This window comes from Halorubrum sp. AS12, from assembly GCF_051122765.1.
In the GTDB taxonomy this organism is placed as follows: Archaea; Halobacteriota; Halobacteria; order Halobacteriales; family Haloferacaceae; genus Halorubrum; species Halorubrum trapanicum.
Genome location: NZ_CP185385.1, coordinates 547,609 through 573,677, shown reverse-complemented (window position 1 = coordinate 573,677; position 26,069 = coordinate 547,609). Strand labels below are relative to the sequence as shown.

22 protein-coding genes and 4 pseudogenes are annotated in these 26,069 nt (G+C 69.3%); 15 read left to right on the top strand and 11 right to left on the bottom strand.

Translation table 11 applies throughout. From position 1 onward, the window contains the following. Nucleotides 1-93: 93 nt before the first annotated feature. On the top strand, nt 94-693 hold the full coding sequence (sod, locus tag ACODNG_RS02930) for a superoxide dismutase (RefSeq protein WP_434522365.1): 600 nt from the start codon (nt 94-96) through the stop codon (nt 691-693). 586 nt (nt 694-1,279) lie between these two features. Here sod and ACODNG_RS02925 read toward each other — a convergent pair. Beyond that, nucleotides 1,280-2,242 carry an ArsR/SmtB family transcription factor gene (locus tag ACODNG_RS02925; RefSeq protein WP_434522364.1) on the bottom strand — a complete coding sequence of 321 codons (963 nt, stop codon included), beginning with the start codon at nt 2,240-2,242 and terminating at the stop codon, nt 1,280-1,282. 146 nt (nt 2,243-2,388) lie between these two features. Between ACODNG_RS02925 and ACODNG_RS02920 the strand changes: the two genes are divergently transcribed. Continuing rightward, nucleotides 2,389-3,876: an aldehyde dehydrogenase family protein gene (locus tag ACODNG_RS02920; protein ID WP_434522363.1), complete on the top strand. Its 1,488-nt coding sequence runs from the start codon at nt 2,389-2,391 to the stop codon at nt 3,874-3,876. A gap of 31 nt (nt 3,877-3,907) precedes the next feature. On the opposite strand, the gene ACODNG_RS02915 is transcribed toward ACODNG_RS02920, so the two are convergent. The 3 genes from ACODNG_RS02915 to ACODNG_RS02905 form a co-directional block, all read right to left on the bottom strand. Continuing rightward, entirely contained in the window at nt 3,908-4,546 is a 639-nt protein-coding gene (locus ACODNG_RS02915) for an NAD(P)-dependent oxidoreductase (protein WP_434522362.1), read from the bottom strand. Nucleotides 4,547-4,623: 77 nt separating this feature from the next. After that, nucleotides 4,624-5,283 carry a thiaminase II gene (tenA, locus tag ACODNG_RS02910; RefSeq protein ID WP_434522361.1) on the bottom strand — a complete coding sequence of 220 codons (660 nt, stop codon included), beginning with the start codon at nt 5,281-5,283 and terminating at the stop codon, nt 4,624-4,626. Nucleotides 5,284-5,465: 182 nt separating this feature from the next. After that, the gene (locus ACODNG_RS02905) at nt 5,466-5,741 is read right to left on the bottom strand and encodes a cytochrome C oxidase subunit IV family protein (protein WP_434522360.1); all 276 of its coding nucleotides are present in this window, start codon (nt 5,739-5,741) and stop codon (nt 5,466-5,468) included. Between the two features lie 203 nt (nt 5,742-5,944). Between ACODNG_RS02905 and ACODNG_RS02900 the strand changes: the two genes are divergently transcribed. Then, a complete protein-coding gene (locus ACODNG_RS02900; RefSeq protein WP_434522359.1) occupies nt 5,945-6,463 on the top strand; it encodes a hypothetical protein in 519 nt (172 codons plus the stop codon). Between the two features lie 57 nt (nt 6,464-6,520). Here the strand turns inward: ACODNG_RS02900 and ACODNG_RS02895 are convergent. Further along, nucleotides 6,521-7,067: pseudogene (locus tag ACODNG_RS02895) on the bottom strand (halocyanin domain-containing protein). Between the two features lie 157 nt (nt 7,068-7,224). Between ACODNG_RS02895 and ACODNG_RS02890 the strand changes: the two are divergent. Beyond that, nucleotides 7,225-7,815, top strand: a complete 591-nt coding sequence (locus ACODNG_RS02890; RefSeq protein WP_434522358.1) for a hypothetical protein — start codon at nt 7,225-7,227, stop codon at nt 7,813-7,815. Nucleotides 7,816-7,851: 36 nt separating this feature from the next. Here ACODNG_RS02890 and ACODNG_RS02885 read toward each other — a convergent pair whose 3' ends face one another. Then, the gene (locus ACODNG_RS02885; protein WP_434522357.1) at nt 7,852-9,000 is read right to left on the bottom strand and encodes an acyl-CoA dehydrogenase family protein; all 1,149 of its coding nucleotides are present in this window, start codon (nt 8,998-9,000) and stop codon (nt 7,852-7,854) included. Nucleotides 9,001-9,124: 124 nt separating this feature from the next. Here ACODNG_RS02885 and ACODNG_RS02880 point away from each other — a divergent pair. From ACODNG_RS02880 to ACODNG_RS02870, 3 genes and pseudogenes are all read left to right on the top strand, one after another. Further along, nucleotides 9,125-11,339, top strand: a pseudogene (locus ACODNG_RS02880) (beta-glucosidase). Between the two features lie 47 nt (nt 11,340-11,386). Next, nucleotides 11,387-12,217: an RIO1 family regulatory kinase/ATPase domain-containing protein gene (locus ACODNG_RS02875; protein WP_434522356.1), complete on the top strand. Its 831-nt coding sequence runs from the start codon at nt 11,387-11,389 to the stop codon at nt 12,215-12,217. A 68-nt stretch (nt 12,218-12,285) separates the two neighbouring features. Continuing rightward, nucleotides 12,286-13,807: pseudogene (locus tag ACODNG_RS02870) on the top strand (aldehyde dehydrogenase family protein). 48 nt (nt 13,808-13,855) lie between these two features. On the opposite strand, the gene ACODNG_RS02865 reads toward ACODNG_RS02870, so the two are convergent. Then, a complete protein-coding gene (locus ACODNG_RS02865) occupies nt 13,856-14,824 on the bottom strand; it encodes a transcriptional regulator TbsP domain-containing protein (protein WP_434522355.1) in 969 nt (322 codons plus the stop codon). Nucleotides 14,825-14,942: 118 nt separating this feature from the next. Here ACODNG_RS02865 and ACODNG_RS02860 point away from each other — a divergent pair, with 118 nt between their 5' ends. Next, a complete protein-coding gene (locus tag ACODNG_RS02860) occupies nt 14,943-15,740 on the top strand; it encodes an aldo/keto reductase (RefSeq protein ID WP_434522354.1) in 798 nt (265 codons plus the stop codon). Nucleotides 15,741-15,770: 30 nt separating this feature from the next. Here the strand turns inward: ACODNG_RS02860 and ACODNG_RS02855 are convergent, their stop codons facing one another. After that, entirely contained in the window at nt 15,771-16,826 is a 1,056-nt protein-coding gene (locus tag ACODNG_RS02855) for a phosphotransferase family protein (protein ID WP_434522353.1), read from the bottom strand. A 143-nt stretch (nt 16,827-16,969) separates the two neighbouring features. Here ACODNG_RS02855 and ACODNG_RS02850 point away from each other — a divergent pair, with 143 nt between their 5' ends. Then, nucleotides 16,970-19,087 (top strand): hypothetical protein, encoded by a 2,118-nt coding sequence (locus ACODNG_RS02850; protein WP_434522352.1) that lies wholly within the window; start codon nt 16,970-16,972, stop codon nt 19,085-19,087. 107 nt (nt 19,088-19,194) lie between these two features. Further along, nucleotides 19,195-19,338, top strand: a complete 144-nt coding sequence (locus ACODNG_RS02845; RefSeq protein ID WP_434522351.1) for a DUF7557 family protein — start codon at nt 19,195-19,197, stop codon at nt 19,336-19,338. Between the two features lie 47 nt (nt 19,339-19,385). Here the strand turns inward: ACODNG_RS02845 and ACODNG_RS02840 are convergent, their stop codons facing one another. Beyond that, complete coding sequence (locus tag ACODNG_RS02840) at nt 19,386-19,835, bottom strand: DUF5799 family protein (RefSeq protein ID WP_434522350.1); 450 nt, start codon at nt 19,833-19,835, stop codon at nt 19,386-19,388. Between the two features lie 124 nt (nt 19,836-19,959). On the opposite strand from ACODNG_RS02840, the gene ACODNG_RS02835 reads away from it, so the two are divergent. After that, nucleotides 19,960-20,394: a halocyanin domain-containing protein gene (locus ACODNG_RS02835; protein ID WP_434522349.1), complete on the top strand. Its 435-nt coding sequence runs from the start codon at nt 19,960-19,962 to the stop codon at nt 20,392-20,394. A 67-nt stretch (nt 20,395-20,461) separates the two neighbouring features. Here the strand turns inward: ACODNG_RS02835 and ACODNG_RS02830 are convergent. After that, nucleotides 20,462-21,581 (bottom strand): annotated as a pseudogene (locus ACODNG_RS02830) (mandelate racemase/muconate lactonizing enzyme family protein). Then, nucleotides 21,578-22,507, bottom strand: a complete 930-nt coding sequence (locus ACODNG_RS02825) for a 1,4-dihydroxy-2-naphthoate polyprenyltransferase (RefSeq protein ID WP_434522348.1) — start codon at nt 22,505-22,507, stop codon at nt 21,578-21,580. The pseudogene ACODNG_RS02830 and the gene ACODNG_RS02825 overlap by 4 nt, the downstream one beginning before the upstream one ends. Before the next feature lie 135 nt (nt 22,508-22,642). Here ACODNG_RS02825 and ACODNG_RS02820 point away from each other — a divergent pair, with 135 nt between their 5' ends. The 4 genes from ACODNG_RS02820 to ACODNG_RS02805 all read left to right on the top strand — a co-directional run bounded on the left by ACODNG_RS02820 (nt 22,643) and on the right by ACODNG_RS02805 (nt 25,837). Beyond that, nucleotides 22,643-22,921: a DUF7111 family protein gene (locus ACODNG_RS02820; protein ID WP_434522347.1), complete on the top strand. Its 279-nt coding sequence runs from the start codon at nt 22,643-22,645 to the stop codon at nt 22,919-22,921. Between the two features lie 256 nt (nt 22,922-23,177). Continuing rightward, on the top strand, nt 23,178-24,161 hold the full coding sequence (locus ACODNG_RS02815) for an aliphatic sulfonate ABC transporter substrate-binding protein (protein ID WP_434522346.1): 984 nt from the start codon (nt 23,178-23,180) through the stop codon (nt 24,159-24,161). Nucleotide 24,162: 1 nt separating this feature from the next. Next, complete coding sequence (locus tag ACODNG_RS02810; protein ID WP_434522345.1) at nt 24,163-25,032, top strand: ABC transporter permease; 870 nt, start codon at nt 24,163-24,165, stop codon at nt 25,030-25,032. Continuing rightward, nucleotides 25,016-25,837 (top strand): ABC transporter ATP-binding protein, encoded by an 822-nt coding sequence (locus tag ACODNG_RS02805; RefSeq protein ID WP_434522344.1) that lies wholly within the window; start codon nt 25,016-25,018, stop codon nt 25,835-25,837. Before ACODNG_RS02810 ends, ACODNG_RS02805 begins: the two co-directional genes overlap by 17 nt. The last annotated feature ends 232 nt before the right edge of the window (nt 25,838-26,069 follow it).

Here is a 26,069-nt window from a genome sequence, read left to right as displayed (position 1 = left end):
GTTTTTATGGTACTACAGACTATACAGATTGTTTACTGGAACGCGTTACAGAGAATCTTCTTACCCGTGGCGCGAGTATAGTGAGACGCAACAATGAGCTACGAACTCGATCCGCTGCCGTACGATTACGACGCACTGGAACCGCACATCTCCGAGCAGGTTCTCGAATGGCATCACGACACCCACCATCAGGGGTACGTCAACGGCTGGAACTCGGCCGAAGAGACGCTCGAAGCGAACCGCGACGCGGGCGACTTCTCCTCGTCCGGCGGGGCCATCCGCAACGTGACTCACAACTCCTCGGGTCACATCCTCCACGACCTGTTCTGGCAGAGCATGTCGCCCGAGGGCGGCGCCGAGCCGGAAGGCGCCCTCGCGGACCGCATCGAGGAGGACTTCGGCTCGTACGAGGCCTGGAAGGGCGAGTTCGAGGCAGCTGCCTCCGCGGCGAGCGGGTGGGCGCTGCTCGTGTACGATTCGTTCTCGAACCAGCTCCGCAACGTCGTGGTCGACAAGCACGACCAGGGTGCCGTCTGGGGCGGTCACCCGATCCTCGCGCTGGACGTCTGGGAGCACTCCTACTACCACGACTACGGCCCGGCCCGCGGCGAGTTCGTCGACAACTTCTTCGAAGTCGTCGACTGGGACGAGCCGTCCAGCCGCTACGAGCAGGCCGTCGAACTGTTCGAGTAATCGAAGCGTAGTCGACCGCGAGATCGGTATGTCGTGACGGTTCCCCGCTCCGTGCGCTCGGCCGCCGGCGACGGAGCGGGGCTGTGGGCAGTCGCGGCGGCCTCTTTCTCTCTCACTTTTCGACTCTGGAGTCCCACCTCCTCGGAGATTATCTCGTCCGAAACAACTGCTCGCTTATAAATAGCTAACAGTAGATCGGCAGAGAACTCTTCCAAAGCCCAGCCGCTCGCTTATAAATCATCGACTGCGAGTTGGCGGCAAACACCTCCAAAGGGCCAGTCGTGAGACGGGCGCACGCTTGCTGCGCGCCTCACTCGGTCGCTATCGCTCCCTCGTTGCGGTGCTTACATCGCCTGCGCCCGTCTCACGACTGCCCCTTTGAGTCCCGCCCCGCACGGCACCCACACCTCACGCCTCCCCAGCCTCGCGGCTCACGCTTCGCGGCTGCGCCGCTCGCGTTCGCCGCGTCCCTCGCGCGTGCTGCTCGCGGCCTACCGGCCGCTCGCAGGCACGCGCCACCGTAGTTCTTTATAAATAAATCTCGCTGTCCGCAGTCGTCGAGGGGCGATCGTCCAGATTTTGGCAGTTACCGCGCGTCGAGCTCCGGGCCGTCGGTCTCGACGACCGTTCCGGTCTCGTCGACGCCCACGCGCATCTCGTCGCCCGCGCAGGCGACCGTCAGGCGAACGCGCAGCGGGTCCTCGGAGACGACCGTCGTCGCGGCGTCGCTCACGCACCAGTCGAATTCCCAGAACGGCGCCGAGCTCAGGTCGACGCCGCGGTCCGCGTGGAACCGGAGCACGTCGGCGTCGTCGAGAAGGAGGAGTCCCACTGTCGAGCGGAGGTCGTAGCTACAGCGCTGGCAGGCGTGTTCGACCGCGACCTCCTGACCCTCCTCGTCGGGCGTCCGCACCAGATCGGTCTCGACGGTCCCGGTACACTCGGGGCAGACGCCGTCGGCGGCCAGACAGTAGTGGTGCCGGACGTAGTGGTGGAACGCCTCCAGCAGGTCGTCGGTCGACCGCCCGTCGAGCGCGCCCGCCGGGAACGGGTAGCTCACCTGGATCGCGCCGCAGTCGGTACAGCCGATGGAGAGCGTGTCGTCGACGTACCAGGCGTGGAGGTCGCCGCCGCAGGCGTGACACGACCCCTCCGCCGGGAAGAAGCCGAGCTGCGCCCGCTCGGTCAGGGTGCCGGTGAAGATGGAGCTGACCACCTTCCGCCCGGGCGCGCGGAACTCGTAGCCGTCGTCGCGCCGCCGGACGAAGTGACCGGTGAGCTGGTCGAGGTGGTAGCTGAAGTTCGCGCTGTCCGTCGCGTCGACCCGCTCGAACAGGTCGGTGAAGCTCACGGGCGACTCGTCGCCGCCGAGTTCGAGCAGCGCGTGAAGGACCTCGACCCGCGTCTCGTTGCCGAGGACCGAGAACACCTCCGAGGGAGGGATCCGCGATTCGGTTCGCGGGGTCGCGGCCGGGGCGTCGGCGCCATCGATGCGGTCCGTGCGCTCTCCGTCGGAGGCGACGCCGCCGGACCGGTCGAACTGACTCATACGTCACCTCTCGTTTACCGGGCGGTAAAGTCTGTTGAAGCGGGCGGAACGCGGGCGGGCACCTCGACCCATCCCCCTCTCGCTATCCGGACGACATCTCCGCTATCTCTCCTCTTTTCCCCGTTTCCCCCGTTTGATAAAACGCAATGAGTGACCTATCGATCGACGCGGACTGGGACCGGCTCTACGTCGACGGCGAGTGGCGGGCCAGCGAGAGCGGCGAGACCATCGCCGTCGAGGACCCCTCGACGCGCGAGACGGTGACGGAAGTCGCCGCCGGGACGGAGGCCGACGTGGACGCCGCCTACGAGGCGGCCGCCGAGGCACAGGAGGCGTGGGGCGAGCAGCCGCCCGCGCGCCGGCAGGAGGTCGTCCAGCAGTTCCTCGGCGCGCTCGACGCGCACAGCGAGGAGATAATCGAGCTGCTGGAGTACGAGGTCGGCGGCTCGGCCATCATGGGCGAGACGTCGATCCAGATCGCGACCGACCACGCGAGCGAGGCCGCGACGCTCCCGCGTCGGATGAAGGGGGAACACGCCGCCTCCAACATCCCCGGCAAGGAGAACCAGCTCCAGGTCGGCCCCAAGGGCGTCGTCACGGTGATCTCGCCGTGGAACTTCCCGCTGAACCTCTCGATGCGGGCGGTCGCGCCCGCCATCGCGGCCGGGAACTCGGTGGTGCTCAAACCCTCGACGAACTCCCCGATCACCGGCGGGCTGCTGTTCGCGAAGCTGCTCGAAGAGACTGACCTCCCCGAGGGCGTCGTCAACGTCGTCACCGGCCGCGGCTCGGAGATCGGCGACCGCGTCGCGAGCCACCCCGAGAGCGACGTCGTCGCGTTCACCGGCTCGACGGAGATCGGCAAGCGCGTCGCGGGCCTCGCCGGCGAGAACCTCGCCGTCCCGGCGATGGAGCTGGGCGGCAACAACGCGCACGTCGTCACCGCGGACGCCGACCTCGACCGCGCGCTCGACGCCGCCGCGTTCGGCTCCTTCGTCCACCAGGGACAGGTGTGTATCTCGATCAACCGCCACGTCGTCCACGAGGACATCTACGACGAGTACGTCGCGGGCCTCGTCGAGCGGGCCGAGTCGCTGCCGGCCGGCGGCGTCCACGACCCGGAGACGATCGTCGGCCCGATCATCGACGAGTCGCAGCGCGACGAGATGCTCGGCTACGTCGAGGAGACGGTCGAGGCGGGCGCGACGCTGGAGACCGGCGGCCACACGGTCGACGTCGACGGCGTCGACGACTCGCTGGTCGTCGCGCCGACCGTCCTCTCGGGCGTGACCAACGACATGCCCGCCGCGGCGAACGAGCACTTCGGCCCGATCGCGCCGGTGATCCCGTTCTCCGACGTGGACGAGGCGGTCGAGATCGCCAACGACACGAAGTACGGGCTCTCCGGGGCGGTCCACTCCGGCGACCTCGGCACGGCGAAGGAGATCGCCGACCGTATGGAGACAGGCAACGTCCACATCAACGACCAGCCGATCAACGACGAGGCGCACGTCCCGTTCAGCGGGATCGGCGCTTCCGGCGTCGGCCACTACAACAGCGACGCGTTCCTCGACGAGATCACCGAGACGAAGTGGATCTCGATCCAGCACGAGCCGCGCGAGTACCCGTTCTAAAGGGGCGGACGCGGCGCCGCGTCGCGCCGTTTCAGTACCCGGTGCCGACGTAGCTACCGACCCCGTCGCCCGATTCGAGTTCGTCGACGAGCGCGACGGCGAAGTCCTCCATCGAGATGTAGCTGTCTCCCTCCTCGTCAGCCACCAGCTCCCCCTCGGCGGTCCGGTACTCGCCCGTCCGCTCGCCGGGTTCGATGAGCGCGGCGGGCGCCAAGTACGTCCACCGCAGGTCGTCGGCACCTTCGAGGATCCCGTACGCGTCGATGGCCGCTCGCGCGAGGGGTTCCCACTCGTCGGGGAACTCCTCCGTCTCGACGAGCCGCGTGTCCGGCCCGACACGGAGTCCGCCGGCGCCGCCCGTCCACACCAGTCGGTCGACCCCGGCACGACGCAGTCCCTCGATCACCGCTTCGATCATCTCCGTGAGGACCTCCGGCGAGTCGTCCTCACCCGGTCCGAGCGCGGATGCGACCGCGTCGTGGCCGGCCGCGAGCCGCGCGATCTGATCGGGGTCGGTCGCGTCGCCCGCGACGGCGGCGAACGCCTCGTCGTCGATCCCCTCGACGGTCCCGCTCCGGGAGACGCCCGTCACCGAGTGCCCGCGGTCGAGGAGTTCGGTCGCGACTCGCTGCCCGATACGACCGCTCGCGCCCAAGAGTAGCACGTCCATTGTCGTCCGGACGAACGGGCCGCGCGGAGTATAGCCTTCCGCAACCAGCGGGCGTTGCTCCGGCTCGCGCCGCCCGGTTACACCTCCCACTCCTCTTCGGTGTAACACATCTCCCAGAACGCGTGTTCGAGCCGGGCGCTCCGCAGGAACGCCGCCCGCATCGCGTCGCGCTCGCCCGGGTACGCCTCGCCGTACCGGTCGACGAGGTCGCGCATCCACCCGACCGTCTCGCGGAACTCGTCGCTCGTGTACTTCTCGATGAACGGGGTGTATCGGTGGTCTTCGCTCGCGAGGTCGGCCATGTGGTCGGCGACATCGAGGTACCCCTGTCCGCACGGGTAGACGGCGGCCGCGACCTCCGCGATCGACCCTTCGTGGGCCGTCCGGACGAGGTAATCGGTGTACGCGGCGCAGGTCGGCGCCTTCTCGACGGCTTCCAGGTCTTCGGGCGAGAGCCCGTAGTCGGCGGCGAACGACCGGTGGAGGTCCATCTCGTCGGCGAGCGTGGCGTGCGCGGTCCCCGTCAGCCGCCGGGTCGTCTCCTCGTCGTCCGCCTTCGCCCCCGCGAGCGCGAAGACGCGCGCGTAGTCGAGCAGGTACCGGTAGTCCTGTTTCACCCAGTGGCGGAACGCCGCCTCGTCGAGGCTGCCGTCCGCGAGTTCGACGACGAACGGGTGTTCCTTCTGCGCGTCCCAGATGTCCAATCCGGCCTCGAGGAGTCGGTCGCTGAATCCCATCTCGTCGGAGTCTCGTTTGCGGCGTGATATAACTAACTAATATCACTTGTTAATACCACTTCGGATGGACGCCGTCAAGGGCGCGCGGGTCGCGAACGAGACGAAACGCGGTCGCTCGGAAGGCGAGGAACCGAGGCGCTTCGGGAAGGAACTTCGAGCGGGAAAACGCGGGCGCAGGGTCGTTACGAGATCGAGTACGTCGCGGCCGCCATCAGCAGCATGGTGAGCGCGAGCGCGATTCCCATCAGGTAGGTCAGCGAGCGGTTCTCCCACCGGAGGTGCTGGAAGTACGCGACGATGAGCAGCGTCTTGACCGTCGCGATCAGCAGCGTGCCGCCGACCGCTTGGGCGTACGTGAACTCGACGAAGGTCGACTCGAAGAGGAGGAAGTTCAGCGTCGCCGCCGCGAGAAGGGCGACGTATATCGCCGTATACAGCTTCACGGAGTCGTGCGCCATCTTGCCTCCCTCTTCGTCCCTGCGCTTAAAGAATTAACCATCCGGGGGTTCCCGGTGTCGACCCCGAACAGTGCCCGCGTCGACGCCGGTCCCCCTCGGTGTCGACGCCGCGCGAGACCGACACCGGCGTTTCGGATCCCGAAACGCCTATGCGCTCGACGGCCGGAACTCCGGCCGGTCGCAGCACGCGATCGGTACCTCACGTGACTCCGCTCGAACCGACGGACGACCTGCTCGAATCGCTGTACGTCGTCAACAAGGTCGCAAAGCAGTTCGCCGACGAGGCCACCGCCGCCTACGAGCGCGGCGACGTCACCGAGAGCAACGTCCGCTCGGCGCGAAAGGACGCGCTCTATCGGGTCAAGACCGCCGTCCTCTCGCGGATCGTCGCGTACGACGCCGACCGGGTCACCGGCGAGTACCACGCCATCAACGGCGACGTGTGGCTGTTCCTCACCGTCGGCGACTGGCACTTCCACCAGCCGCCGCACGCGATCGGCGGCGACCTCACCGACGCGATCGCGATCTCGAACTCGCGGGCGGACCCGATTGACGCCCCGTACGTTCGCGACGCCGGCGTGGAGCGCTCGGACCGCACGCTCGACGAGGCGCTCTCTCACCTGGCTGACGCCGGCGTCAACGCCAACGACCACCTCGCGCGGCCGACGGTCACCAGCGAGCACGACCGGATCGTCGACGTTCGCTGGTCGTTCCTCTCGTAGGTCTCGTCTCGCCGTCGAAAAAACGAATTCGCGTCCGAACGGTCCGCCGAGAACGGATCAGGCTTCGACGACTTCGATCGCGCCGAGCATCCCGTTCGCCGCGTGGGGCGTGCCACTGGTACAGCTGGATCCCGGTGTTGTCGAACGACTGCTCGAAGGTGTATCCCTCCTCGGCGACGCGCTCGCCGTTGGTGAAGTCCGACTCGGAGTCCTCGACCGATTCGACGTTGTGGTTTCCGCCGTTCCCGGTCCACTCCCAGACGACGGTCGTGCTGGAGTCGATACGGATCGCCGCGGGCGAGAAGCCGAACCCGACGTCGCCGGTCCCGACCTCGACGGTCACCTGGTCTTCACCGGTGTGGTCCGCAATCGTCCCGTCGTACTGGTTGGCGTCGGCGAGGTACTCGTCGATCTCGCTCGGCACGTCCCCGGACCCGCCGTCAGAGCCGTCACCGCCGTCGGATCCGTCACTACCGTCGGACCCGTCGCCGCCGTCGGAGCCGTCGCCGCCGTCACCGCCGCCGGAACAGCCGGCGAGCGTTCCGATGGTCAACGCGGCTCCGGTCCCGGCGAGATACCGCCGTCTGGACAGTTTGTCAGACATCGGCGAAAATAGGGATTGGAGCCTTACAAACCCCGTGATGCCTTTCGGTTTCCGGGAACGCGCCGCGTCGCGCGGCGCGACCGACCCGGACCGGAGCGTCGGTCACCGCGCGGCGGCGAGAGCCGGGTTTATCGCCCTCCGCCCCCTCCGGAGACGCATGCGCGAAGACGCGTTGGCGACTCGGCTCGTCGAACACTACGAGGCGACGGTCGACGACCCGAGGATCCGGCTCGAAGAGCCGTACGACGCCGACGGGCGGGAGGGAGTGGTGGACCTGTTCGTCCGGACGTGGACGCCCGAGCCGGTCGATCGCGTGATCGAACTCAAGGCCGACGCCGCGGTCCGCCGCGCCACCGGCGCGAACGAGGTTCTCCGGCAGTACCGTCGGATGGAGCGGTACTTCCACGCCGACGAGCGCCACGCCCTCCGCCCCAAGCTCGGTCGCACCGAGCCGGGGGCCCGCTACCTGCTGTGTTTCGCGCCGACGCCGACCTGCGTCCACCACGTCGCGACGAACCGCACGCTGTACGGCTCCGTCGATCCCGACGCGCGGGCCGGCGACGTGCCCGCGGTCCGCACCGTCGCGTTCCTCACCGGACTCGCCGGCGACCCCGCCGACCTCGGACTGGTCTCCGTCAACGGCGAGGTCCGCTTCGGATCGGAACCGTTCCGGCAGGCGGTGCCCGACGGCTCGCGGCTCGCCGAGAGCCTGCGTGCCGTCGACGACGACCTGATCGAGTTCCCCTGACGCGGCCCGAAAATCAGTTTCCCCGCCCGAGACCGCCTACAGCCCCAGTTCGCGGCCGATGACGACGTGTTGGATCTCGCTCGTTCCCTCGCCGATCTCCATCAGCTTCGCGTCGCGGTAGAAGCGCTGCGGCGCGAAGTCGGTGGTGTAGCCGTAGCCCCCGAGCGTCTGGACCGCTTCCTCGGCGACTTCGCGGGCCGCCTCGCTGGCGTCGAGCTTCGCCAGCGCCGACTCCCGGGTGACCGACTCGCCCGCGTCGTACTTCGACGCGGCCCGGTGGGTCAGCAGTCGCGCGCGCTCGATCTGGCGGTGCATGTGGACGATCTTGTCGCGGATCGCGTCGAACTTCGCGATCGGCTTGCCGAACTGCTCGCGCTCGCCCGCGTACTCCTCGGCGGCCTCGTAGGCACCCTGCGCGAGTCCCACGGAGAGCGCGGCGATGGAGATCCGCCCGCCGTCGAGCGTCTTCATCGTCTGTTTCCACCCCTCGCCCTCCTCGCCGAGCAGCCGGTCTTCCGGAATTCGCACGTCGTCGAAGGCGATCTCGCAGGTCGGCGAGCTGTTGAGTCCCATCTTCTCCCAGACGGTCGTCACCTCGAAGCCGTCGTCGTTCTCCGGGTCGACGATGAACGTCGAGATGCCGTCGTAGCCGGCCTCGGAGTCGGTGACGGCCTTCACGAGGATCGAGTTGGCGACGTTCGCGTTCGTGATGAACTGCTTGGTGCCGTTTAACACGTACTCGCCAGCGTCGGCGTCGTACTCGGCGGTCGTGTCCATGTCCGAGGCATCCGAGCCGCTCCCCGGCTCGGTGAGCGCCCACGCGCCGATCCCCTCTCCCTCCGCGAGCGGCCGGAGCCACTTCTCCTTCTGTTCGTCGGTGCCGAACAGGTCGATCGGCTTCGCGCCGAGCGAGGTGTGCGCGGCGTACGACAGCCCGATCCCGCCGGAGACGCGGCCGAGCTCCTCCGTGACCAAGGCGTACATCAGCTGGTCGCCGCCGAGTCCGCCGTACTCCTCGGAGACCGGCACGCCCATCATATCGAGCTCCGCGAGGGAGTCGAACACCGCCTCGGGGAACCGGTGTTCGTCCTCGATCTCTTGGGCGATGGGCGCTATCTCCGCCTCGCAGAACTCCCGGACGGTGTCGCGTATCATCCGGTGTTCCGCGGGTACCTCGAAGTCCATGGGCAAGAATTGCGACCCGCGGCCATAAACGATGCGAACGACCGTGATCAATTCTGCCGGAGCGGCCCGCCGACTCGCCGCTGTTGTAAGAGCTAAGTGGGTCCTGACTGAACGGTCAGTCAACATGAGTCGAGACGACGTCGCGGCGGTCGTGGCGGAGCTAACGCTCGCGGAGAAGGTCGGACTCGTCCACGGGACCGTGGACGCCGAGGGAACGGCGACGGGATTCGTCTCCGGCGTCGAGCGCGCCGGGATCCCGCCGATCAGGCTGACCGACGGCCCGCTCGGCGTCCGGACCGACGAGCCGGCGACCGCCTTCCCCTCGTCGCCCGCGCTCGCGGCGACGTTCGACCCCGACCTCGCCGAGCGGTTCGGGCGGGCACTGGGCCGCGAGGCGACCGCGCGCGGGCAGGACGTGCTTCTCGGACCCGGCACGAACCTGATCCGGGTGCCACACTGCGGGCGCAACTTCGAGTACTTCTCGGAGGACCCGATCCACGCCGGCGCGTTCGCGGCCGCGGTGACCGAGGGGATCCAGTCCGCGGGCGTCGTCGCGACCCCGAAACACTACGCCGCGAACAACCAGGAGACACGCCGCGCCGAGGTCAGCGCCGAGGCGGACGAGCCGGTCCTCCGAGAGCTGTACCTCCCCGCCTTCCGCGACGCCGTCGAGGCCGGGGCCGGGTCGGTGATGTCGTCGTACAACCGCGTCAACGGCACGTACGCGAGCGAACACGAGCGCCTCCTCACGGACGTGCTCAAGGGCGAATGGGGGTTCGACGGCTACGTCGTCTCGGACTGGTTCGGCACCGAGAGCGTGGTCGACAGCGCGACCGCCGGACTCGACCTCCAGATGCCCGGGATCACGGTCCCGGAGCTGCTCGAATCGATGGGGATCCCGCCCGAGACCCCCGAATCGACGGGGAGAGGCCCGGACGGTGCGGAGTCGGAAGGCGACAGTCCCCAAGGCCTCTTCGACGCGGCGGAGGACTCCCCGTTCGCGGGCGGGATGCCGGACCCGACGAGCGGGGACGGTACGCGACCGACCTCGGTCCCGCGATCGAGCGCGGCGACGTGCCCGAGTCCCGCCTCGACGACATGGTGACGCGGGTCCTCCGGTCGCTCGACGCGGTCGGGCACCTCGACGGAGAGGGGGCGACCACGAGGCCGGCGCGCTCGACACCCCGGAGCACCGCGACCTCGCGGCGACGATCGCGACGCGCGGGACCGTCCTGCTGGAGAACGACGGCGTCCTGCCGCTCGCGGACGACGCCGACGTGGCCGTGGTCGGCCCGAACGTCGACGAGGCGCTCCTCGGGGGCGGCGGCTCCTCGGAGGTGACCCCGTTCGTCCGGACGACCCCCCGCGAGGGGATCGAGGCGCGTGCGGCGGGCGCGGTGACGGTCGCCCGCGGGCTGCCCCGCGTCGAGGGAATTTCGATGTTCGACGCGATGGGCGGCGCGGGCGGTCCCGAGACCGAGGACGCGGACGCGCCGGACGACGGCGCCGACGCCGGACCGGAGGAGTCGGTCGAGGTCGAGGACGCCGTCGCGGCGGCCGCCGACGCGGACGTCGCCGTCGTCTTCGTCCGCGACCGGGCGACGGAGGCGGCCGACCGCGACTCGCTCCGACTTCCGGGACGGCAGGACGAGCTGGTCGCCGCCGTCGCCGACGCGGCCGACGAGACTGTCGTGGTCGCGAACGCGAGCGGCCCGATAGAAACCCCGTGGCACGACGCGGTTGACGCCGTGCTCGCGGCGTGGTACCCCGGACAGGCGCACGGCGAGGCCGCCGCGGCGGTCCTCTACGGCGACGCCGACCCCGGCGGGCGGCTCCCGGTGACGTTTGCGCCCGAGGACGCCTACCCGACGGCCGACGAGCGCCGCTTCCCGGGCGTCGACGGCGAGGCGACCTACGACGAGGGGTTACTCGTCGGCTACCGCCACTTCGACGCGACCGACGCGGAGCCGACGTACCCGTTCGGGCACGGCCGCAGCTACGCCGAGTTCCGGTACGACGCGGTCGAGGCCGTCGGCCCGTCGACGGTCGAGGCGACGGTCTCGAACGTCGCCGACCGCGCCGGCCGGGAGGTCGTGCAAGCGTACGTCGACTCGCCGGACGCGCCCGACGAGCGCCCCCGTCCGCCCCGCGAACTCGCCGGGTTCGCGGCCGTCGAGCTCGATCCCGGCGAGTCGGCGACGGTCGAGATCGATCTCGACGAGCGCGCGTTCGGCCGGTACGACGAGTCCGCGGGGTGGACGGTCGACGCGGGATCCCACGCGGTCAGCGTCGGGCGATCGTCGCGAGACCGCCGCGGCTCCGCGACGATCGAGCGGTGACCTCGCCCGAGGACGCCATTTAAGCCTCGCCGCCGCGTTCCGCTGGTATGGAGTTCCGGCAGCTCGTCCGCGGCCGCGTCGACTGGCCCGACATCGAGCGGGTCGTCCGCGAGCTGGCGGCCCGGTACGACCGCGACGAGGTGCGCGTGCGGTTCCTCGACGCCGACAACTGGCTGTCGACGCCGATGGTCGTCGACGACGACCTCTTTGTGAAGGTTATCACCCGCCAGAACACGCTCGTCCACGCCCTGTTCACCACCGGGCGGAACCTCGGGGCGTTCTCGGCTGGCACCGAGGGCTTTTTCGAGCGCCACGAGACCCCCTACGAGATGGCGCGCCACGAGCTGGAGGCGACCCGGCGGGTCCGCGAGCTGGGCGTCAACGCGCCCGAGCCGGTCGAGGCGTTCGAGGTCGACGGCCTCGGCGTCCTCGTGTTGGAGTACCTCCCGGAGTTCCGCACCCTCGGGGAGCTCGACCGGGAGGCCGTCGCGGGGCTCGCGCCCGAGCTGTTCGCGACGCTGCGGACGGTCCACGACGCGGGGCTGGCGCACGGCGACCTGCGCGCCGAGAACGTCCTCGTCGCGGACGGCGAGCTCTACGTCATCGACGCGACCCGCGTGAGCGGGGATAGCCGCGAGGACGCCCGCGCCTACGACCTCGCGAGCGCGCTCGCGGCGCTGGAGCCGCTGATCGGCGCGGCCGACGCCGTCGACGCCGCGCTCGCGAGCTACGCGGTCGACGACCTGCTCGCCGCCGAGCGGTTCCTCGACTTCGTCGCGATCCGCCCCGACCACGAGTTCGACGCCGCGGAGCTGCGCGGCGAGTTCGACAAGCGAGCCGGCGAACCCCGGTCCGGCGACGAGCCGCGGGCGGAGTGAACGCCGCCGTTCGCGCGACCCGCCGGCGGAGAGGTGACTTTTTACCCGGACCCGCAAATATTGCGTTCATGGCGCAGCCGCACCAGCACTACATCGACGGCGAGTGGGTCGACGGCGACGGGTCCGAGACGTTCGCAAGCGAGAACCCCGCGACGGGCGAGTCGCTCGGAGAGTTCCGACGCGGCACCCCGGACGACGTCGACCGCGCGGTCGAGTCCGCGGACGCGGCGTTCGAGGAGTGGCGCGAGCTCTCCCGAATCGAGCGTGCGGAGTACCTCTGGGACGTGTACCACGAGCTCCGCGACCGCACCGACGAGCTGGGGGAGATTGTCTCGAAGGAGTGCGGCAAGGAGATATCGGAGGGGAAGGCGGATGTGGTCGAGGCCGCGCACATGGTCGAGTGGGCCGCGGGCGACGCCCGCCACCCGAAGGGCGACATCGTCCCTTCGGAGATCCCGTCGAAGGACGCGTACATGCGCCGGAAGCCGCGCGGCGTCACCGGCTGTATCACGCCGTGGAACTTCCCGGTCGCGATACCGTACTGGCACATGGCCATCGCGCTGGTCGAGGGCAACACCGTCGTGTTCAAGCCCGCCGAGCAGACCCCGTGGTGCGCGCAGGTCGTCGCGGAGATGTTCGACGACGCGGGGATCCCGGACGGCGTGTTCAACATGGTCCAGGGGTTCGGCGACGCGGGCAACGCGATCGTCGAGAACGACGACGTCCCGACGGTGCTTTTCACCGGCTCCGCGGAGGTCGGCCACCACATCCAGGACAAGCTCGGCGGCGTCCCCGGAAAGCGGGCCGCCTGCGAGATGGGCGGGAAAAACGCCATCGTCGTCACCGAGGAGGCGGACCTCGACGTCGCGGTCCACTCCGCGGTGATGTCCTCCTTCAAGACGACCGGCCAGCGCTGCGTCTCCTCAGAGCGCCTGATCGTCCACAGCGACGTGTACGACGAGTTCAAGGAGCGGTTCGTCGAGGTCGCGGAGTCGGTTGCGGTCGGCGACCCGCTCGACGAGGACACGTTCATGGGCCCGCTCATCGAGGCGGAACACCACGAGAAGGTCACCGAGTACAACGAGCTCGCCCGCGAGGAGGGCGTGAACGTCCTCGTCGACCGGACCGAACTCGACCCCGAGGAGATCCCGGACGGCCACGAGGACGGCCACTGGGTCGGCCCGTTCGTCTACGAGGCGGACCCCGACGCGGACCTGCGGTGCACCGACGAGGAGGTGTTCGGTCCCCACGTCTCCCTGCTGGAGTACGAGGGCGACATCGAGCGCGCGGTCGAGATTCAGAACGACGTCGACTACGGGCTGGCGGGCGCGGTCATCTCCGAGGACTACCGGCAGATCAACTACTACCGCGACCGCGCCGAGCTGGGGCTGGCGTACGGGAACCTCCCGTGCGATCGGCGCAGAGGTCCAGCTCCCGTTCGGCGGCGTGAAGAAGTCCGGCAACGGCTACCCCTCCGCCCGCGAGGCGATCGAGGCCGTCACCGACCGCACCGCGTGGACCCTGAACAACTCGAAGGAGATCGAGATGGCGCAGGGGCTCTCGGCGGACATCAAGACGAAGGACGACTGAGGACCCGGTCCCGGCGCCGGTTCTCCGCGTCGGTCCGCGACGCCGCGCTCACTCCGTGACGCCCCGAACCGCCGCGGCCGTCTCTTCCGGCGTCTCGGCCGCCTCGAGCGCGCCGCGAGCCGCGAGCCGCTCCCGCGGGCGCCCGACCGGCTGCGACTCGGACACCGTCTCGATCAGGTCGGCCTCCCGCAGGAGCCGCTTTATCCGCGTGAACGTCGACGGACTCCCGAGTCCGGCGTCCTCGCAGGCCCGCCGGAGGGCGCGGTCGAGGACGCCCTGGCGGGCGCCGACCGCGTAGGCGCGGACCCGGGTCTCCTCCGGGTCGGGACCTGCGGATCCGACGGAATCAGCGTCGACCTCGGCGGCGAGCGCGCGAAGCACCGCGGCGGCGACCGACTCGTCGCACCGCGCCGCGAACCCCTCGTACACGCGTCGCCGGCTCGGCGTTCGAAGCCGATACGGCTCGGCGTCCGCGAACCGCGACGCGTAGCGCTCGCGGAGCGAGGCGTCGTCGCCGACGCGGTGCCACCGAGTCCTCTCTTCTGTCGCCTCGTCGCTTTCGCCCGCGCCGTCGCCCTCGATCAGCGCGAACCCCGTTTCGTCGCCCGCCAGCACCGCGTTCGGCTGCGGCGCGTCGAGGACGCGGAGGTCCATTGCGTCGGCGTCGTCGAGCGCCGCGAACCGGCTCGCCGATCGGAATCCCGCGGTCGCGGCGTCGACCGCGGACTCGCCTGCGAACACCTTCAGTTCGGGAAGGCTCCGGGACCGGCCGAGATCGTCTCCCTCACCCGCCTCGTCCGCCTCGTCCGCCTCGCCCGCCTCGCCCGCCTCGCCCGCCTCGCCCGCCTCGTCCGCCAGATCTGCGACGCTCGGCTCGACGAGCGCCGGCGCGGCCTCGCGGTACGCCTCGACGACCGCCCGGAGCAGTCGCGGTCCGGGGTCGACGAGGATCGGGTCGGAGAGCGCGCCCAGTGGGAGCGATTCCGTGGTCGAGGGGAGCGCGGGACCGGTCGGCATCGAGCGACCCTACGGGCGCGACGGATTAAGGGTAGGGGATGCCGGGAAGACACGGGCGCTCGGATCGCGACGTGCCGGCTCGCGCGCCTTTTTCACTCCGCGCTCGGAACCCGAACGCGTGCCACCTCTCGACCTGTCAATCGGACTCGGAACGTCCGGGCTCGACGCCCCCGAGACCTGTACCGACACCGTCGCGACGGCGCTGGAGGCCGGCTACCGCCACGTCGACACCGCGCAGATGTACGACAACGAGGCCGCGGTCGGCGCGGGGATCGCCGAGAGCGATGTCGACCGCGAGGACGTGGTCGTCGCCACGAAGATCCATCCGGAGAACCTCGCGCCCGACGACGTCCGCGAGACGGCGCGCGCGAGCCTCGGCCGGCTCGGACTCGACCGCGTCGACCTCCTCTACATCCACTGGCCGATCCGGACGTACGACCCGGAGGCGACGCTGCCCGCGTTCGACGACCTCCGCGACGCCGGGGTCACGGACCACGTCGGCGTCTCGAACTTCACCCCCGACCTGCTCCGCGAGGCCGACGAGATCCTCGACGCCCCGATCGCGGCCCACCAGGTCGAGTGTCACCCGCGGTTTCAGCAGCCGGAGCTGCGCGCCCTCGCCGACGAGCTCGACCACCGCCTCGTCGGCTACTCCCCGCTCGGCCGCGGCGAGATACTCGACGATCCCGAGATCGCCGAGATCGCGGAGCGGAACGATTTCTCGGCCGCGGTCGTCGCGCTCGCGTGGGCGCTCGACCGCGGCGTCGTGCCGATCCCGAAGGCGCGCGGCGACCACGTCCGGGAGAACCTGCGCGCGGTCGACGTCGATGTACCCGATTCCGACCTCGACGCGATCGACGCGCTCGACCCCGGAGAACGACAGATCGACCCCGACGACGCGGCGTGGAACCGCTGACGGGTCGCCGTCTCTGCTCCGCCGTCGCGCTCAGACCGCGTCGAGGCGCGACCGCAGCTCCGCGTCAGCGCGCTCGACCAAGGCCTCGATCGGCTCGTCGAGGTACGTCGCCCACTGGTCGACGAACCCCGAGCGCCCGAGCGTCCTGACGACCTCGTAGACGGGACGCCGGCGCTCGAACCCCTCCGGCAGCCCGCCGGCGCGGTCGCGGTACCCATCCCGAAGGGCCGCGGCGAACCGACCCGGCCCGGTCGAGTCGAACCCGTTGAGCAGCTGGTCCTCCGCCCGCACCAGGTCTCGGGCCGGGTCACCGACGTGCGACAGCTCCCAGTCGATCGGCGAGACGCCGAGACCGCCTCCGACGACCGCACCGCCCTCGTCCGCGTCGGTCGTCACGAAGAGGTTCGGCTTGGTGATGTCCCCGTGGAGCAACGCCGGCGGAGCGCGGTCGAGCAGCTCTCGGTTCGCGCGGACGCAGTCGATCACCGCGTCGTAGTGGCCCGAGAGCCGCTCGGAGGTACCGATCTCGCGGGTCCGCTCGACCGTCGCGAGCAGCACATCGGTCCACGGAGCGAACTCGATCGAGAGCCCCGTGGGCGGGTCGCTCTCCCCGAACGCATCCCCGCTGACGGCCGTTCCGGTCTCCGTCCCGGACCCGACGATTTCGCCGTGTTCCGCGAACCCGTCGGCGTGGAGCGCGGCGAGCGCGGCGCCGACGCGCCGGAGCAGCCGTTCGCGTTCCTCGTCGCTCGCGGTCTCGTAGACGCCCAGCAGCTCTCGGCCGGGCGCCGGCGCCGTCGCGAGGTACGCCGGGTCGCCGTCGGGATCTGTTGCCAGCACCTCCGGGACCGGGAGCAGTCCGTTCGCCCGCAGGTATCGGAGGACGGCGTACTCGCGGGCGATCCGGTGGCTCTCGTCCGCGAGTGCGACCTTGAGGAACGCACGCGTACCGTCGGCGAAGACGACGCCGACCGTCTCGTTGGCACCGTTCCAGGAGGGACCGACGCCCGTCACCCGGTCGACGGTCCGGTCCGGAAAGGCCGCACGGAGGGACCGCTCGATCGGCTCGGACTCGGCGCCGTTCATGGGGTTCGGTCCCGCCCGGACAGTGATAATATTGTTGTCAAAGTTAGCGAGTCCATCACGAAAAACCGGCTCACACGCGTCACACATCCGTATCGAGCCGATCACCGACATCCTCATACGTGTTGGCGAATCAGGAGGATCCAGTGAACGACGGGTCATTGGGCGAGCGCATCGGATTCGAGGTCGACGGGACGACGCTTTCGGTTCGCGACACGATCGAGGGCGAGCAGCTACGGTTCCGCGTTGACCGCGAGCCGGACCTCTCGCCCGCCCTTCGCGAACTTTTTGCGCTTCCGATCGACCGGGCGGTCAGTTTCGAGGCAGAGTCGATGTCGGTCGCGGAGTACTCGACTGTAAACGTCCGCGACGACAACGGCGAATTCATCGCGCGTCCCGGTGAGGCGATGGAGTTCCCCCGTGCCGACTACTGTATCGAGGTCAACGGGGTAACGAAGGTGTATATTCGGGTAACGGACGTCGAAATCGCGGTGAGCGAGGTTCGAAGTTCCGGGTCTATTGAGTTCGCGTTCGACCGCCCACGTACTGTGACGGTCGGCGGTCGCTCGTTTCACACGCGCCCCGAAGGGACGATCACGGTCCCCGACGACCCGGCCGCTCTCGCTGAGGCGGTGTCGGTACTCGGCTCGTCGATCAGGGAGTTTTCGCCGGAACGATCGTGGCCGACCCTCCGCGGGTACCCGCCGCGGATTGAGCGCGGCGATGCCCTCGACATCCCGAGTTCGCTCGTCGCGCCGGACACCGGTATCGAAGTGATCGTCCGACCGACGTACGCCGACGTGTACCGGCTTTCGACGCTCTCGTACTATCTTGGCGCTCGGGTTCGGACCGGCGATGTTCCGGCGATCCGGCTCGATAACGGCTACGAAGAACGACTCCCAACCGAGGGACGAGCGCTCGAATCCCGCGTTGAGCAGCTCCTCCGGAGCTGGTTTTTCCTCGATACGCTCGCGCGGATCGAGGGGTACACGCCGTCGAACCGCTACGAGTACGAGGCGGTCGGACCGGACCTCCCGTTTTACCCGCCCAATCTCGCGGACCTGTCGATGAGCGAGCGGCTGATGGAGTACTTGGAGGTCGATCCCGAGACCGTGGCACCGTACGCCCCTGCGTGGCCGACAGAAGCCACCTTGCGTCCCACTCCCGCGGCCGCGGAGTTGCTTCCACATCTCGCACGGGTCCTCGCCCCAATTCGCGTCCGCGGTGCTTCCGACTCGGTACGGTCGGACGCGCCTGCCGGTTTAGCGATATCGGGCGGAATAGATGCCGATGTGGAACCGGATCCGGCCCCCGAAACGAAACCGATCCCCGCCGGAACGTCCGTTTTGACACCAACGGCCTACGAGAATCGACTGCGGCGCGAGATAGCCGATCGCGGGGACGTACGTGTAGCCTTCCTCTGTGACGGGGAAGAGCGCGCGCGAAATATCAGAGAGGTGGTGACCAACCCCGCGGTTCCCGACGGGATCGGGTCGTGGACCGTGTATGCCGACCCGAATCGGGACGTGGTTGCTGATCGCTTATCAGATCCCGAACTCGATCTCGTTTTTTGTGAACTTCCGATACGGAACGGCACTGTTGAGGCTGTAGACGGCTCCGTCGAGATAACGGATGGAAACGACGGTTCAGGCCCTCAAGCCCCGGCCGTATCCGTGTTCGAAGGGAATAGAGAAATTAGCGCTGCCGTCGACGCGGTCGACCGGGGTAGTCTGAGCGGAGCAGCATTCGAGAGGCTCCTCGAACCGCACCGAATTCGGACGTTTGTCGGCCTGCTTACTGCGGGATGTCCGATTGTTATCGCAGCGCAACTGACGTTTGACTCGACCGATCCGATGGTACGATTCGTCGGTGACCCCGGAAGTGTTGCTGCCATCGATAGAAGACTCCCGACGCAGTTCTGCTCGTTTTATCCTACCGCACAGGACTCGTTCCAAATTCTCTTTCGGTCGTTCCTCTCGACAGAGGTACTGCTCGGGACAGACTATCAAGTTGTTGTCGAGTCTCTCGACTCGACGCCGTTTCTGGCCGGGACAGAGCGAAATATCGGAAAATTAGACACGCCAGGAATCCTTCAGATACACGATGAAAAGGGACCCGTGCTTCGCCTGTTCGGCGACATCATGCTCCAAAACGACAATCTCACCGCAGAGAATATCGAGGCCTCGGCCCGCCGCGCGCTCGCCGCAGACGATCCGTCGGAATCGAATCCCGAGTCGGGCGTCGAGTCGCAGTGCCGCGACTGAGCCGGTCCCTGCGCTGTTTCCATATCCCGCCGATCCGTTCCCGCCCGCGTTCCCGGAGTCTTACGCCCGCCGGTATTTTTTATTCCTCGGGCGACGAACCGCCGCGTATGCCTCAGATCCACCTCGACGAGGAGACGGTCGAGCGGCTGGACGCGCTCCGGGTCGACGACGAGGAGTACGACGAGATCGTCAGCGAACTCATCAGCATCTACGAGGCGGAGGAACTGACGCTGTTCCGCGGCAGCGAGTGACAAGACAGAAGAGCGTCTCACGACCGACTGAGCGTCGGCCACCGACCTTATTCCTGATACGCGACGCGGACCTGCTCCCACTTGCCGACCTCCTCCAGATGCGCCTGTAGCTCGTCGGCGTACTCTTGGACGAGGCGCTCCGCGGCTTCCAACTCCTCGTCTGAGGTCCCACCGCCGCCTCCGCCGAGACCGAGCGCGCCCTTGATCGAGTCGACGAGACCGCCGTCCGACCCGCCGGAGTCGCCGCCGGGGGCGCCGCCCATCCCCGACATCTGCGACCGGAGGTTCTCCAGTTCGGGCATGATAGCCGGGAGGCTCGACGTGTCCGCGACCACACGAGCGGTCTCCGGGTCGCCGGCGTTTTCGATCTCCAGTTCGGTCGCCGTCATGATCAGTCCCCACTCCTGGCTGGAGAAGCGCGACGCCGCGACGCGCTCGTTGAACTGGTTGTCGACGGTCATCCGCTCGCCGACGATAGCGTCGGTCCACTCGCTCATACGCCTCCGTTCGACGGTCGCGGTGAAAAGTCCGTCCCCCTGCGGCGAGCGGTGGACCGCGATCCGTTCCCGCGCCGGGAGACGACGCGGAGGAGTTTAGACGCCGGACGCCCTCCGTCGCAATATGAGAGACAGCAGCCGTCGCGCCCTCCTCGCCGCCGCGGGGACCGCGAGCGCGACCGCCCTCGCGGGCTGTGTCGACGCGGCCCTCCCCGGTTCGGGAAGCGACGCCGCCGGCGAGTCGGCCGATGACCGGGTTGACCGGACCGGCGAGGCGACCGTCGCGGTCGCCGTCGGCGCTGACAACGGGTTCTCGTTCGCGCCCGCACACGTCCGGGTCGACGCTGGGACGACCGTCGTCTGGGAGTGGACCGGGAAGGGCGGGGGACACGACGTGTACGCGGTCGACGGCTCGTTCGCCTCCGACCTCGTCGCCGAGGAGGGACACACCTTCGAACGCACGTTCGAGAAGCCGGGAACCCACGAGTACGTCTGTACGCCCCACCAGACCCGCGGCATGCGCGGCAGCGTCGAGGTCGCATCGCCCGACGACGACTGAGTTCCCTCTCCTTCTTCCCGTCCCCTTCTCCGGCAGGTCCCCCGACCGAGTCCGTCGAGCGCGTCCGCTACGAACGCCGCAGTTCGTCGAACGCGTCGCCCGCGAGTCCCGGACCGGACGGGACTTCCATCCGTCCGTCCGCGACCAGACACGGATCGGGCGCCGAGATCCTCGTCGAGCAGCGACCCGGTCGCGAGTCCGCAGGGCGACACGTCGGGAATCGCGGCCGCGACGTGGACGGCGGCTGTCCGCGCGACGACGGCGTCGATGGTGGTGGTGACGACCGGGTCGACCCCGGCCGACCGCGCCCGCAGCGCGGCCGCCAGCGCGCGGTCCGGACCGCCGAGCGCCATCGGTTTGAGAACCGCGGCGTCGGCGGCGTTCGCCTCCAAGACGGCGTCGATCCCGCGAACTGCGACCGATTCGTCGACCGCGATCGGAATCCCTGAGCCGCCGCTGATCCCGCGGAGCGCCGCCAGCCCGTCGAGGTCGTCCGCCGGAAGCGGCTGCTCGACGTACGCGAGGTCGAACGGAGCCAGCGCGTCGAGCGCGCGCCGCGCCGTCTCGTGATCCCACGCCCCGTTCGCGTCGACACGGATCGCGATCTCGTCGCCGACCGCCTCGCGGACCGCGCGGACGCGCTCGACGTCGGCGTCGACGTCGCGGGCGCCGACCTTCAGCTTGAGGCAGTCGAACCCCGCGTCGACCGCTCGTTCCGCCTCGGCGGCGGTTTCGGCCGGCCCGCCGTCCCCGACGGTCGCGTTGACCGGGACGGCGTCCGCCGGCGTCGAGTCGACATCGGCTTCGGCAGCGAGCCGGTCCGCGAGCCGCTCCCCGGAATCACGGGCCGCGAGGTCGGCGAGCGCCAGCGAGACGCCGTGGCGGGCGGCCGGCGTCGCCTCGGCATCCGGGAGATCCGGTGGCCATTCCGTGCCATCAGAACCCGCGAGCTCGTCCAGCGCGGCCGCGCAGGCCTCGTACGACTCGGTCCACCCCGGAAGCGGGGTCGCCTCGCCGACGCCGACCGCGGAGGCGTCCTCGGTCTCGCGTCCGACCGCGATCACGAACCCCTCTCGGCTGCGGATCTCGCCGTTCGCGGTGCCGAGCGGGCGGGTCAGGTCGAGCGCGAACGGGCGATGTCGCATCGTGTCGGTCGGATCCCTGCCGGGCGGACGGTCGTCGGTCACACCGCCAGCCCGACCGCGAACGCGACGGCGTACGCCGCGAGCAGTTTGCCGGTCGATTCGAGCGCGGGGTTGAGCGCGTCGCCGGACGTCTCGGTCAGCACCGTCCGCGCGACGGTCGCCGCCAGCGGGAGGGTGACGAGCGGCAGGAGCGTCGCGAGACCGTCCCCGCGCGCGACGAACCAGAGCGGGGCGAGGTACGCCAGCGCGAGCATCGCGAGGTACTCGGCGCGGGCGAACCGGTAGCCGAACCGGACCGCGAGCGTGCGCTTCCCGGTCGAGGCGTCCTCCTCGCGGTCGCGGAGGTTGTTGACGACGAGGATGTTCGTCGAGAGCGCGGCGATCGGGAGGCTCGCGACCACCGCCGCGAGCGCGACCGTACCCTCCGGGACTCCCACCGGGAACCACCCGGAGAGCAGCGCGGCGGCCTGGACGTAGTAGGTCCCGGTCACCGCGATCACGCCGAAGAAGACGAACACGAAGAGGTCGCCCAGCCCGTGGTAGCCGAGGGGGTACGGCCCGCCGGTGTAGGCGATCCCGGCCGCGACGGAGGCGAGTCCGATCACGAGGATGGGGACGCCGCCGACCGCGACGAGGTAGGTGCCGACGCCGATCGCGGCCGCGAACGTCAGCCACATCGCCCGCTTCACCTCGGCCGGCTCGATGAGGCCGCTGGCGACGACGCGGGTGAACCCCTCGCGGTCGTCGGTGTCGGCGCCCTGGATCGCGTCGTAGTAGTCGTTCGCGAAGTTCGTGCCGACCTGGATCAGCGCCGCCCCCACGAGCGCCGCCAGCGCAGGCAGCGGGGCGAACACCCCGGCGTCGAGCGCCAGCCCGACGCCGACGATCACCGGCGCGGCCGCGGCGGGAAGCGTCTGGGGCCGGGCGGCGATCACCCACGCCCGTCGACGTGTCACCTCGGTACTCATTGCCGAGAGTTGGTGCGTGCCGTCCCTTAAGGTTGCCATCGCGGATCGTCGTGGGTCGCCGCGGAACGGTTCGACGCGGATTCGAAACCGCGTGGCGACCGACAGATTCGACAGGGATCGGTCCGTATCGAGCGTATGACTGACACGGAGACCACGTCGGCGAACGGGGTCGCGGCGCGGTACGAGGAGACCGGCGGCGAGCGCCTGCTCACCTTCTCGCGGGACGGTCGCGAGGCGACCGTCGCGCAGAACGCCGAGGGGTACGCCATGCTGAAGGTCCGGACCGGTCCCGACGGCGACGAGTTGGAGCGGTACTACGGGTTCGACATGGCGCTCGATCACGCCGCGGAGCTGCTCGGTGTCGCGGTCTCCGACCTCCCGGTGCCGGACTCCGCCGCCGACATGGGGATGTAGCTGGCCCGTCGGCGTCCGGACCGCGACTAACCAGCAACATGGTCCGCTACCCGGAACGCGAGCCGAACGGCTTCGGCAGTAGTCGGGATCCGGTCACGAACGAACAACCGGCTGGTAGCGGGCGTGAAACGGCGATCGAAGCCCGTGTGAACGACGCTCATCCTCGAAAATAAATAACTATAAGACATCATAGTCGCAGTTGAATATTCTCAGTAGCCATATCACCTTATGGGTGGGACCGGTAGGGGGAGTCACGATGGAACGACGACAATTCCTGCGCGGCACCGGCGCGGCGCTCGGCGGCTCGCTGCTCGCCGGCTGCGCGGGGAACGGCGGCGGGTCGGGGTCGGGGACGGTGACGGTCGACTACGCGTACTACAACCCGGTCAGTCTCGTGTTGCGCGAGAAGGGCTGGCTCGAAGAGACGTTCGCGGACGCCGGCACCGACGTCGAGTGGGTGTTGAGCCTCGGGAGCAATCAGGCGAACGAGTACGCGCAAAGCGGCGAGGCCGACGTCTCCTCGACCGCCGGCATCGCGGCGCTGATGGCCCGCACGAACGGCGTACCGATCACGACGCCGTACATCTACTCCGAGCCGGAGTGGACCGCGCTCGTTACCTTCGAGGAGACCGGAATCGAGTCGATCGAAGACCTCGAAGGGAGCCGCGTCGCCGCCACCCGCGGGACCGACCCGTACTTCTTCCTGCTTCAGGCGCTCGACGACGCGGGACTGAGCGAGGAGGACGTCGAGGTCGTCAATCTCCAGCACCCGGAGGGCCAGTCCGCGCTGGTCCGCGGCGAGGTCGACGCGTGGGCCGGACTCGACCCCCACATGGCGGAACTGGAGTTAGAACACGACGGCGCGGAGCTGTTCTTCCGCGAGCCGCGGTACAACACGTACGGCTTCCTGAACTTCCTCGACGGATTCATTGCGGACCGTCCCGAGGACGCCCGCCGCGTGATAGAGGCCTACGAGCGCGGCCGCGAGTGGGCCATCGAGAACCCCGAGGAGACCGCGGGGATCCTCGCGGACGCCTCGGAGATGTCCGAGCCGGTCGCGGAGCGCGTGTTTACCCAGCGCAACGACCTCTCCCGGCCGATCCCCGGCGACCCGCACCGCGAACTGCTGTCGAACCTCTCGCCGATCCTCGAACGCGAGGGGCTCGTGACCGACGACGCCGACCCCGCCGGGAACGTCGACGAGCTGATCGACTCCGAGTTCGCGAGCGAGGTCGTCTGAGATGGCCGCTGACACCCGCCGGGAGTCGGATGTCTCCCCCGAGTCCGACTCCGGCACCGGGTCGGAGGCCGGCGGGTCGGTCCACCGCTCCGAGTCCCCCAGTCTCGGTCCGGTTCCGCTCCCCTCCCCCGACCGGTTCCGACCGCTGCTCGGGCTGCTCGTTCCGATCGGTCTCGTCGTCGTCTGGCACCTCCTCGTCGCGACCGGTGTCTTCGCCGCCTACCAGCTGCCGGCGCCGCTCCGGGTGGCGGAGACGCTCTATGGGATGGCCGCGTCCGGTGAGCTGTGGGGCCACGTCGCCATCACGCTCCAGCGCGTGGCGCTGGGCGCGGGTCTCGGAATCATCGTCGGGACCGTCTTCGGGACCGCCACCGGCCTCTCGCGGACGGCGAGCGACCTGCTCGACCCGCTCTTACAGAGTCTGAAGAACATCCCGTCGCTCGCGTGGGTGCCGCTGTTCCTCCTCTGGTTCGGCATCGGCGAGACCGCGAAGGTGCTGCTCATCGCCGTCGGCGCGTTCTTCCCCGTGTACCTCAACCTCTCGACGGGCATCGCGGCGGTCGACGAGGAGCTGCTGGAGGTCGCGGAGGTGTACGACCTCGGCCGCGTCGAGTCGCTGCGCCGAGTCGTGTTCCCGGCCGCGCTCCCGGACCTGCTCGTCGGGATCCGCGGCGGCGTCGGGCTGGCGTGGATGTTCGTCGTCGCCGCCGAGCTGATCGCGGCGAGCCAGGGGATCGGGTTCCTGCTGAGCGACGGGCGGGCCCTCGCGCGGCCCGACATCATCGTGGGTTCGATCCTGCTGTTCGCCTTCCTCGGCAACTGCTCGGACGTCGCGGTGAAGGAGGTGAGAGACCGTGTCGTCGGACGCTGACGCCGACTCTACGACGCCGACCGGCGAGGCAGACGCCGCCGGGTCCGACGCGACGGCGTCGGACGCCGACCCGGTCCTCGCGGTCGACGGCCTCCGGAAGCGGTACGACGATACGGTCGCGCTCGACGGCGTCGACCTCGCGGTCGCGGACGGCGAGTTCGTTGCGGTCGTCGGTCCCTCGGGCTGCGGGAAGTCGACGCTGCTCCGCGTGCTCTCGGGGCTGGAAGCGGAGTTCGCCGGGCGCGTCGCGGTCGACGGGACCGACGTCCGCGACGGCGGCAGCGACGCCGTCGGCATGGTGTTCCAGGAGCCGCGGCTGCTCGACTGGGCGGACGTGCGCGAGAACATCGCGGTCGGTCTCCCGGCCGACGTCGACCCGGAGAGCCCGGCGGCCCGGGAGCGCGTCGACGACCTGATCGAGACCGTCGGACTCGACGGGTTCGCCGAGAGCCACCCGGACCAGCTCTCCGGCGGCATGGCCCAGCGCGTGTCGCTCGCGCGCGGACTGGCGTACGACCCCTCCGTGCTGCTGCTCGACGAGCCGTTCTCGGCGCTCGACCGGCTGACGAAGGCGGACCAGCAGGACCACCTGCTCGACGTGTGGGAGGAACGCGGGACGACGGTCGTCCTCGTCACCCACGACGTTGAGGAGGCCGTCTACCTCGCGGACCGGGTCGTCGTCCTCGGCGGCCAGCCCGGGACGGTGGAGTCGGTTGTCGACGTCGACATCGACCGCCCCCGCGAGCGGGCGGACGCCGACCTGGTCGCGCTCCGCCGCGAGGTGACGGAGGCGCTCGGGCGGTAGCGGCGTTCGCGAACGGTCGACGGACCACCGATATCCGCCCGTGCGGATCGCTGACTCGAACCGCGCGCGAGCCGCGGGCCGGGAAACTCCGAACGAAACGAACGTCGATCCCGCTTATTAACCGACTTCCGAATCGGAATACGTGGCGGATCCTCGGTGTGTGTATTACCTCCTTAAGGTGTATTGATGTCAGCGCAGTCGTGCGGTTTTCCGCTCACAGCGATCGACGGTC

Bases quoted from the DNA above. Each gene is read 5' to 3' on its own strand.
- tenA (WP_434522361.1), bottom strand. From the start codon at position 5,283: ATGGGATTCAGCGACCGACTCCTCGAGGCCGGATTGGACATCTGGGAC.
- ACODNG_RS02840 (WP_434522350.1), bottom strand. From the start codon at position 19,835: ATGAGCGAGTGGACCGACGCTATCGTCGGCGAGCGGATGACCGTCGAC.
- ACODNG_RS02845 (WP_434522351.1), top strand. From the start codon at position 19,195: ATGCCTCAGATCCACCTCGACGAGGAGACGGTCGAGCGGCTGGACGCG.
- ACODNG_RS02885 (WP_434522357.1), bottom strand. From the start codon at position 9,000: ATGGACTTCGAGGTACCCGCGGAACACCGGATGATACGCGACACCGTC.
- ACODNG_RS02890 (WP_434522358.1), top strand. From the start codon at position 7,225: ATGCGCGAAGACGCGTTGGCGACTCGGCTCGTCGAACACTACGAGGCG.
- ACODNG_RS02815 (WP_434522346.1), top strand. From the start codon at position 23,178: ATGGAACGACGACAATTCCTGCGCGGCACCGGCGCGGCGCTCGGCGGC.
- ACODNG_RS02835 (WP_434522349.1), top strand. From the start codon at position 19,960: ATGAGAGACAGCAGCCGTCGCGCCCTCCTCGCCGCCGCGGGGACCGCG.
- ACODNG_RS02915 (WP_434522362.1), bottom strand. From the start codon at position 4,546: ATGGACGTGCTACTCTTGGGCGCGAGCGGTCGTATCGGGCAGCGAGTC.
- ACODNG_RS02825 (WP_434522348.1), bottom strand. From the start codon at position 22,507: ATGAGTACCGAGGTGACACGTCGACGGGCGTGGGTGATCGCCGCCCGG.
- ACODNG_RS02855 (WP_434522353.1), bottom strand. From the start codon at position 16,826: ATGAACGGCGCCGAGTCCGAGCCGATCGAGCGGTCCCTCCGTGCGGCC.
- ACODNG_RS02865 (WP_434522355.1), bottom strand. From the start codon at position 14,824: ATGCCGACCGGTCCCGCGCTCCCCTCGACCACGGAATCGCTCCCACTG.
- ACODNG_RS02820 (WP_434522347.1), top strand. From the start codon at position 22,643: ATGACTGACACGGAGACCACGTCGGCGAACGGGGTCGCGGCGCGGTAC.
- ACODNG_RS02875 (WP_434522356.1), top strand. From the start codon at position 11,387: ATGGAGTTCCGGCAGCTCGTCCGCGGCCGCGTCGACTGGCCCGACATC.
- sod (WP_434522365.1), top strand. From the start codon at position 94: ATGAGCTACGAACTCGATCCGCTGCCGTACGATTACGACGCACTGGAA.
- ACODNG_RS02905 (WP_434522360.1), bottom strand. From the start codon at position 5,741: ATGGCGCACGACTCCGTGAAGCTGTATACGGCGATATACGTCGCCCTT.
- ACODNG_RS02920 (WP_434522363.1), top strand. From the start codon at position 2,389: ATGAGTGACCTATCGATCGACGCGGACTGGGACCGGCTCTACGTCGAC.
- ACODNG_RS02925 (WP_434522364.1), bottom strand. From the start codon at position 2,242: ATGAGTCAGTTCGACCGGTCCGGCGGCGTCGCCTCCGACGGAGAGCGC.
- ACODNG_RS02810 (WP_434522345.1), top strand. From the start codon at position 24,163: ATGGCCGCTGACACCCGCCGGGAGTCGGATGTCTCCCCCGAGTCCGAC.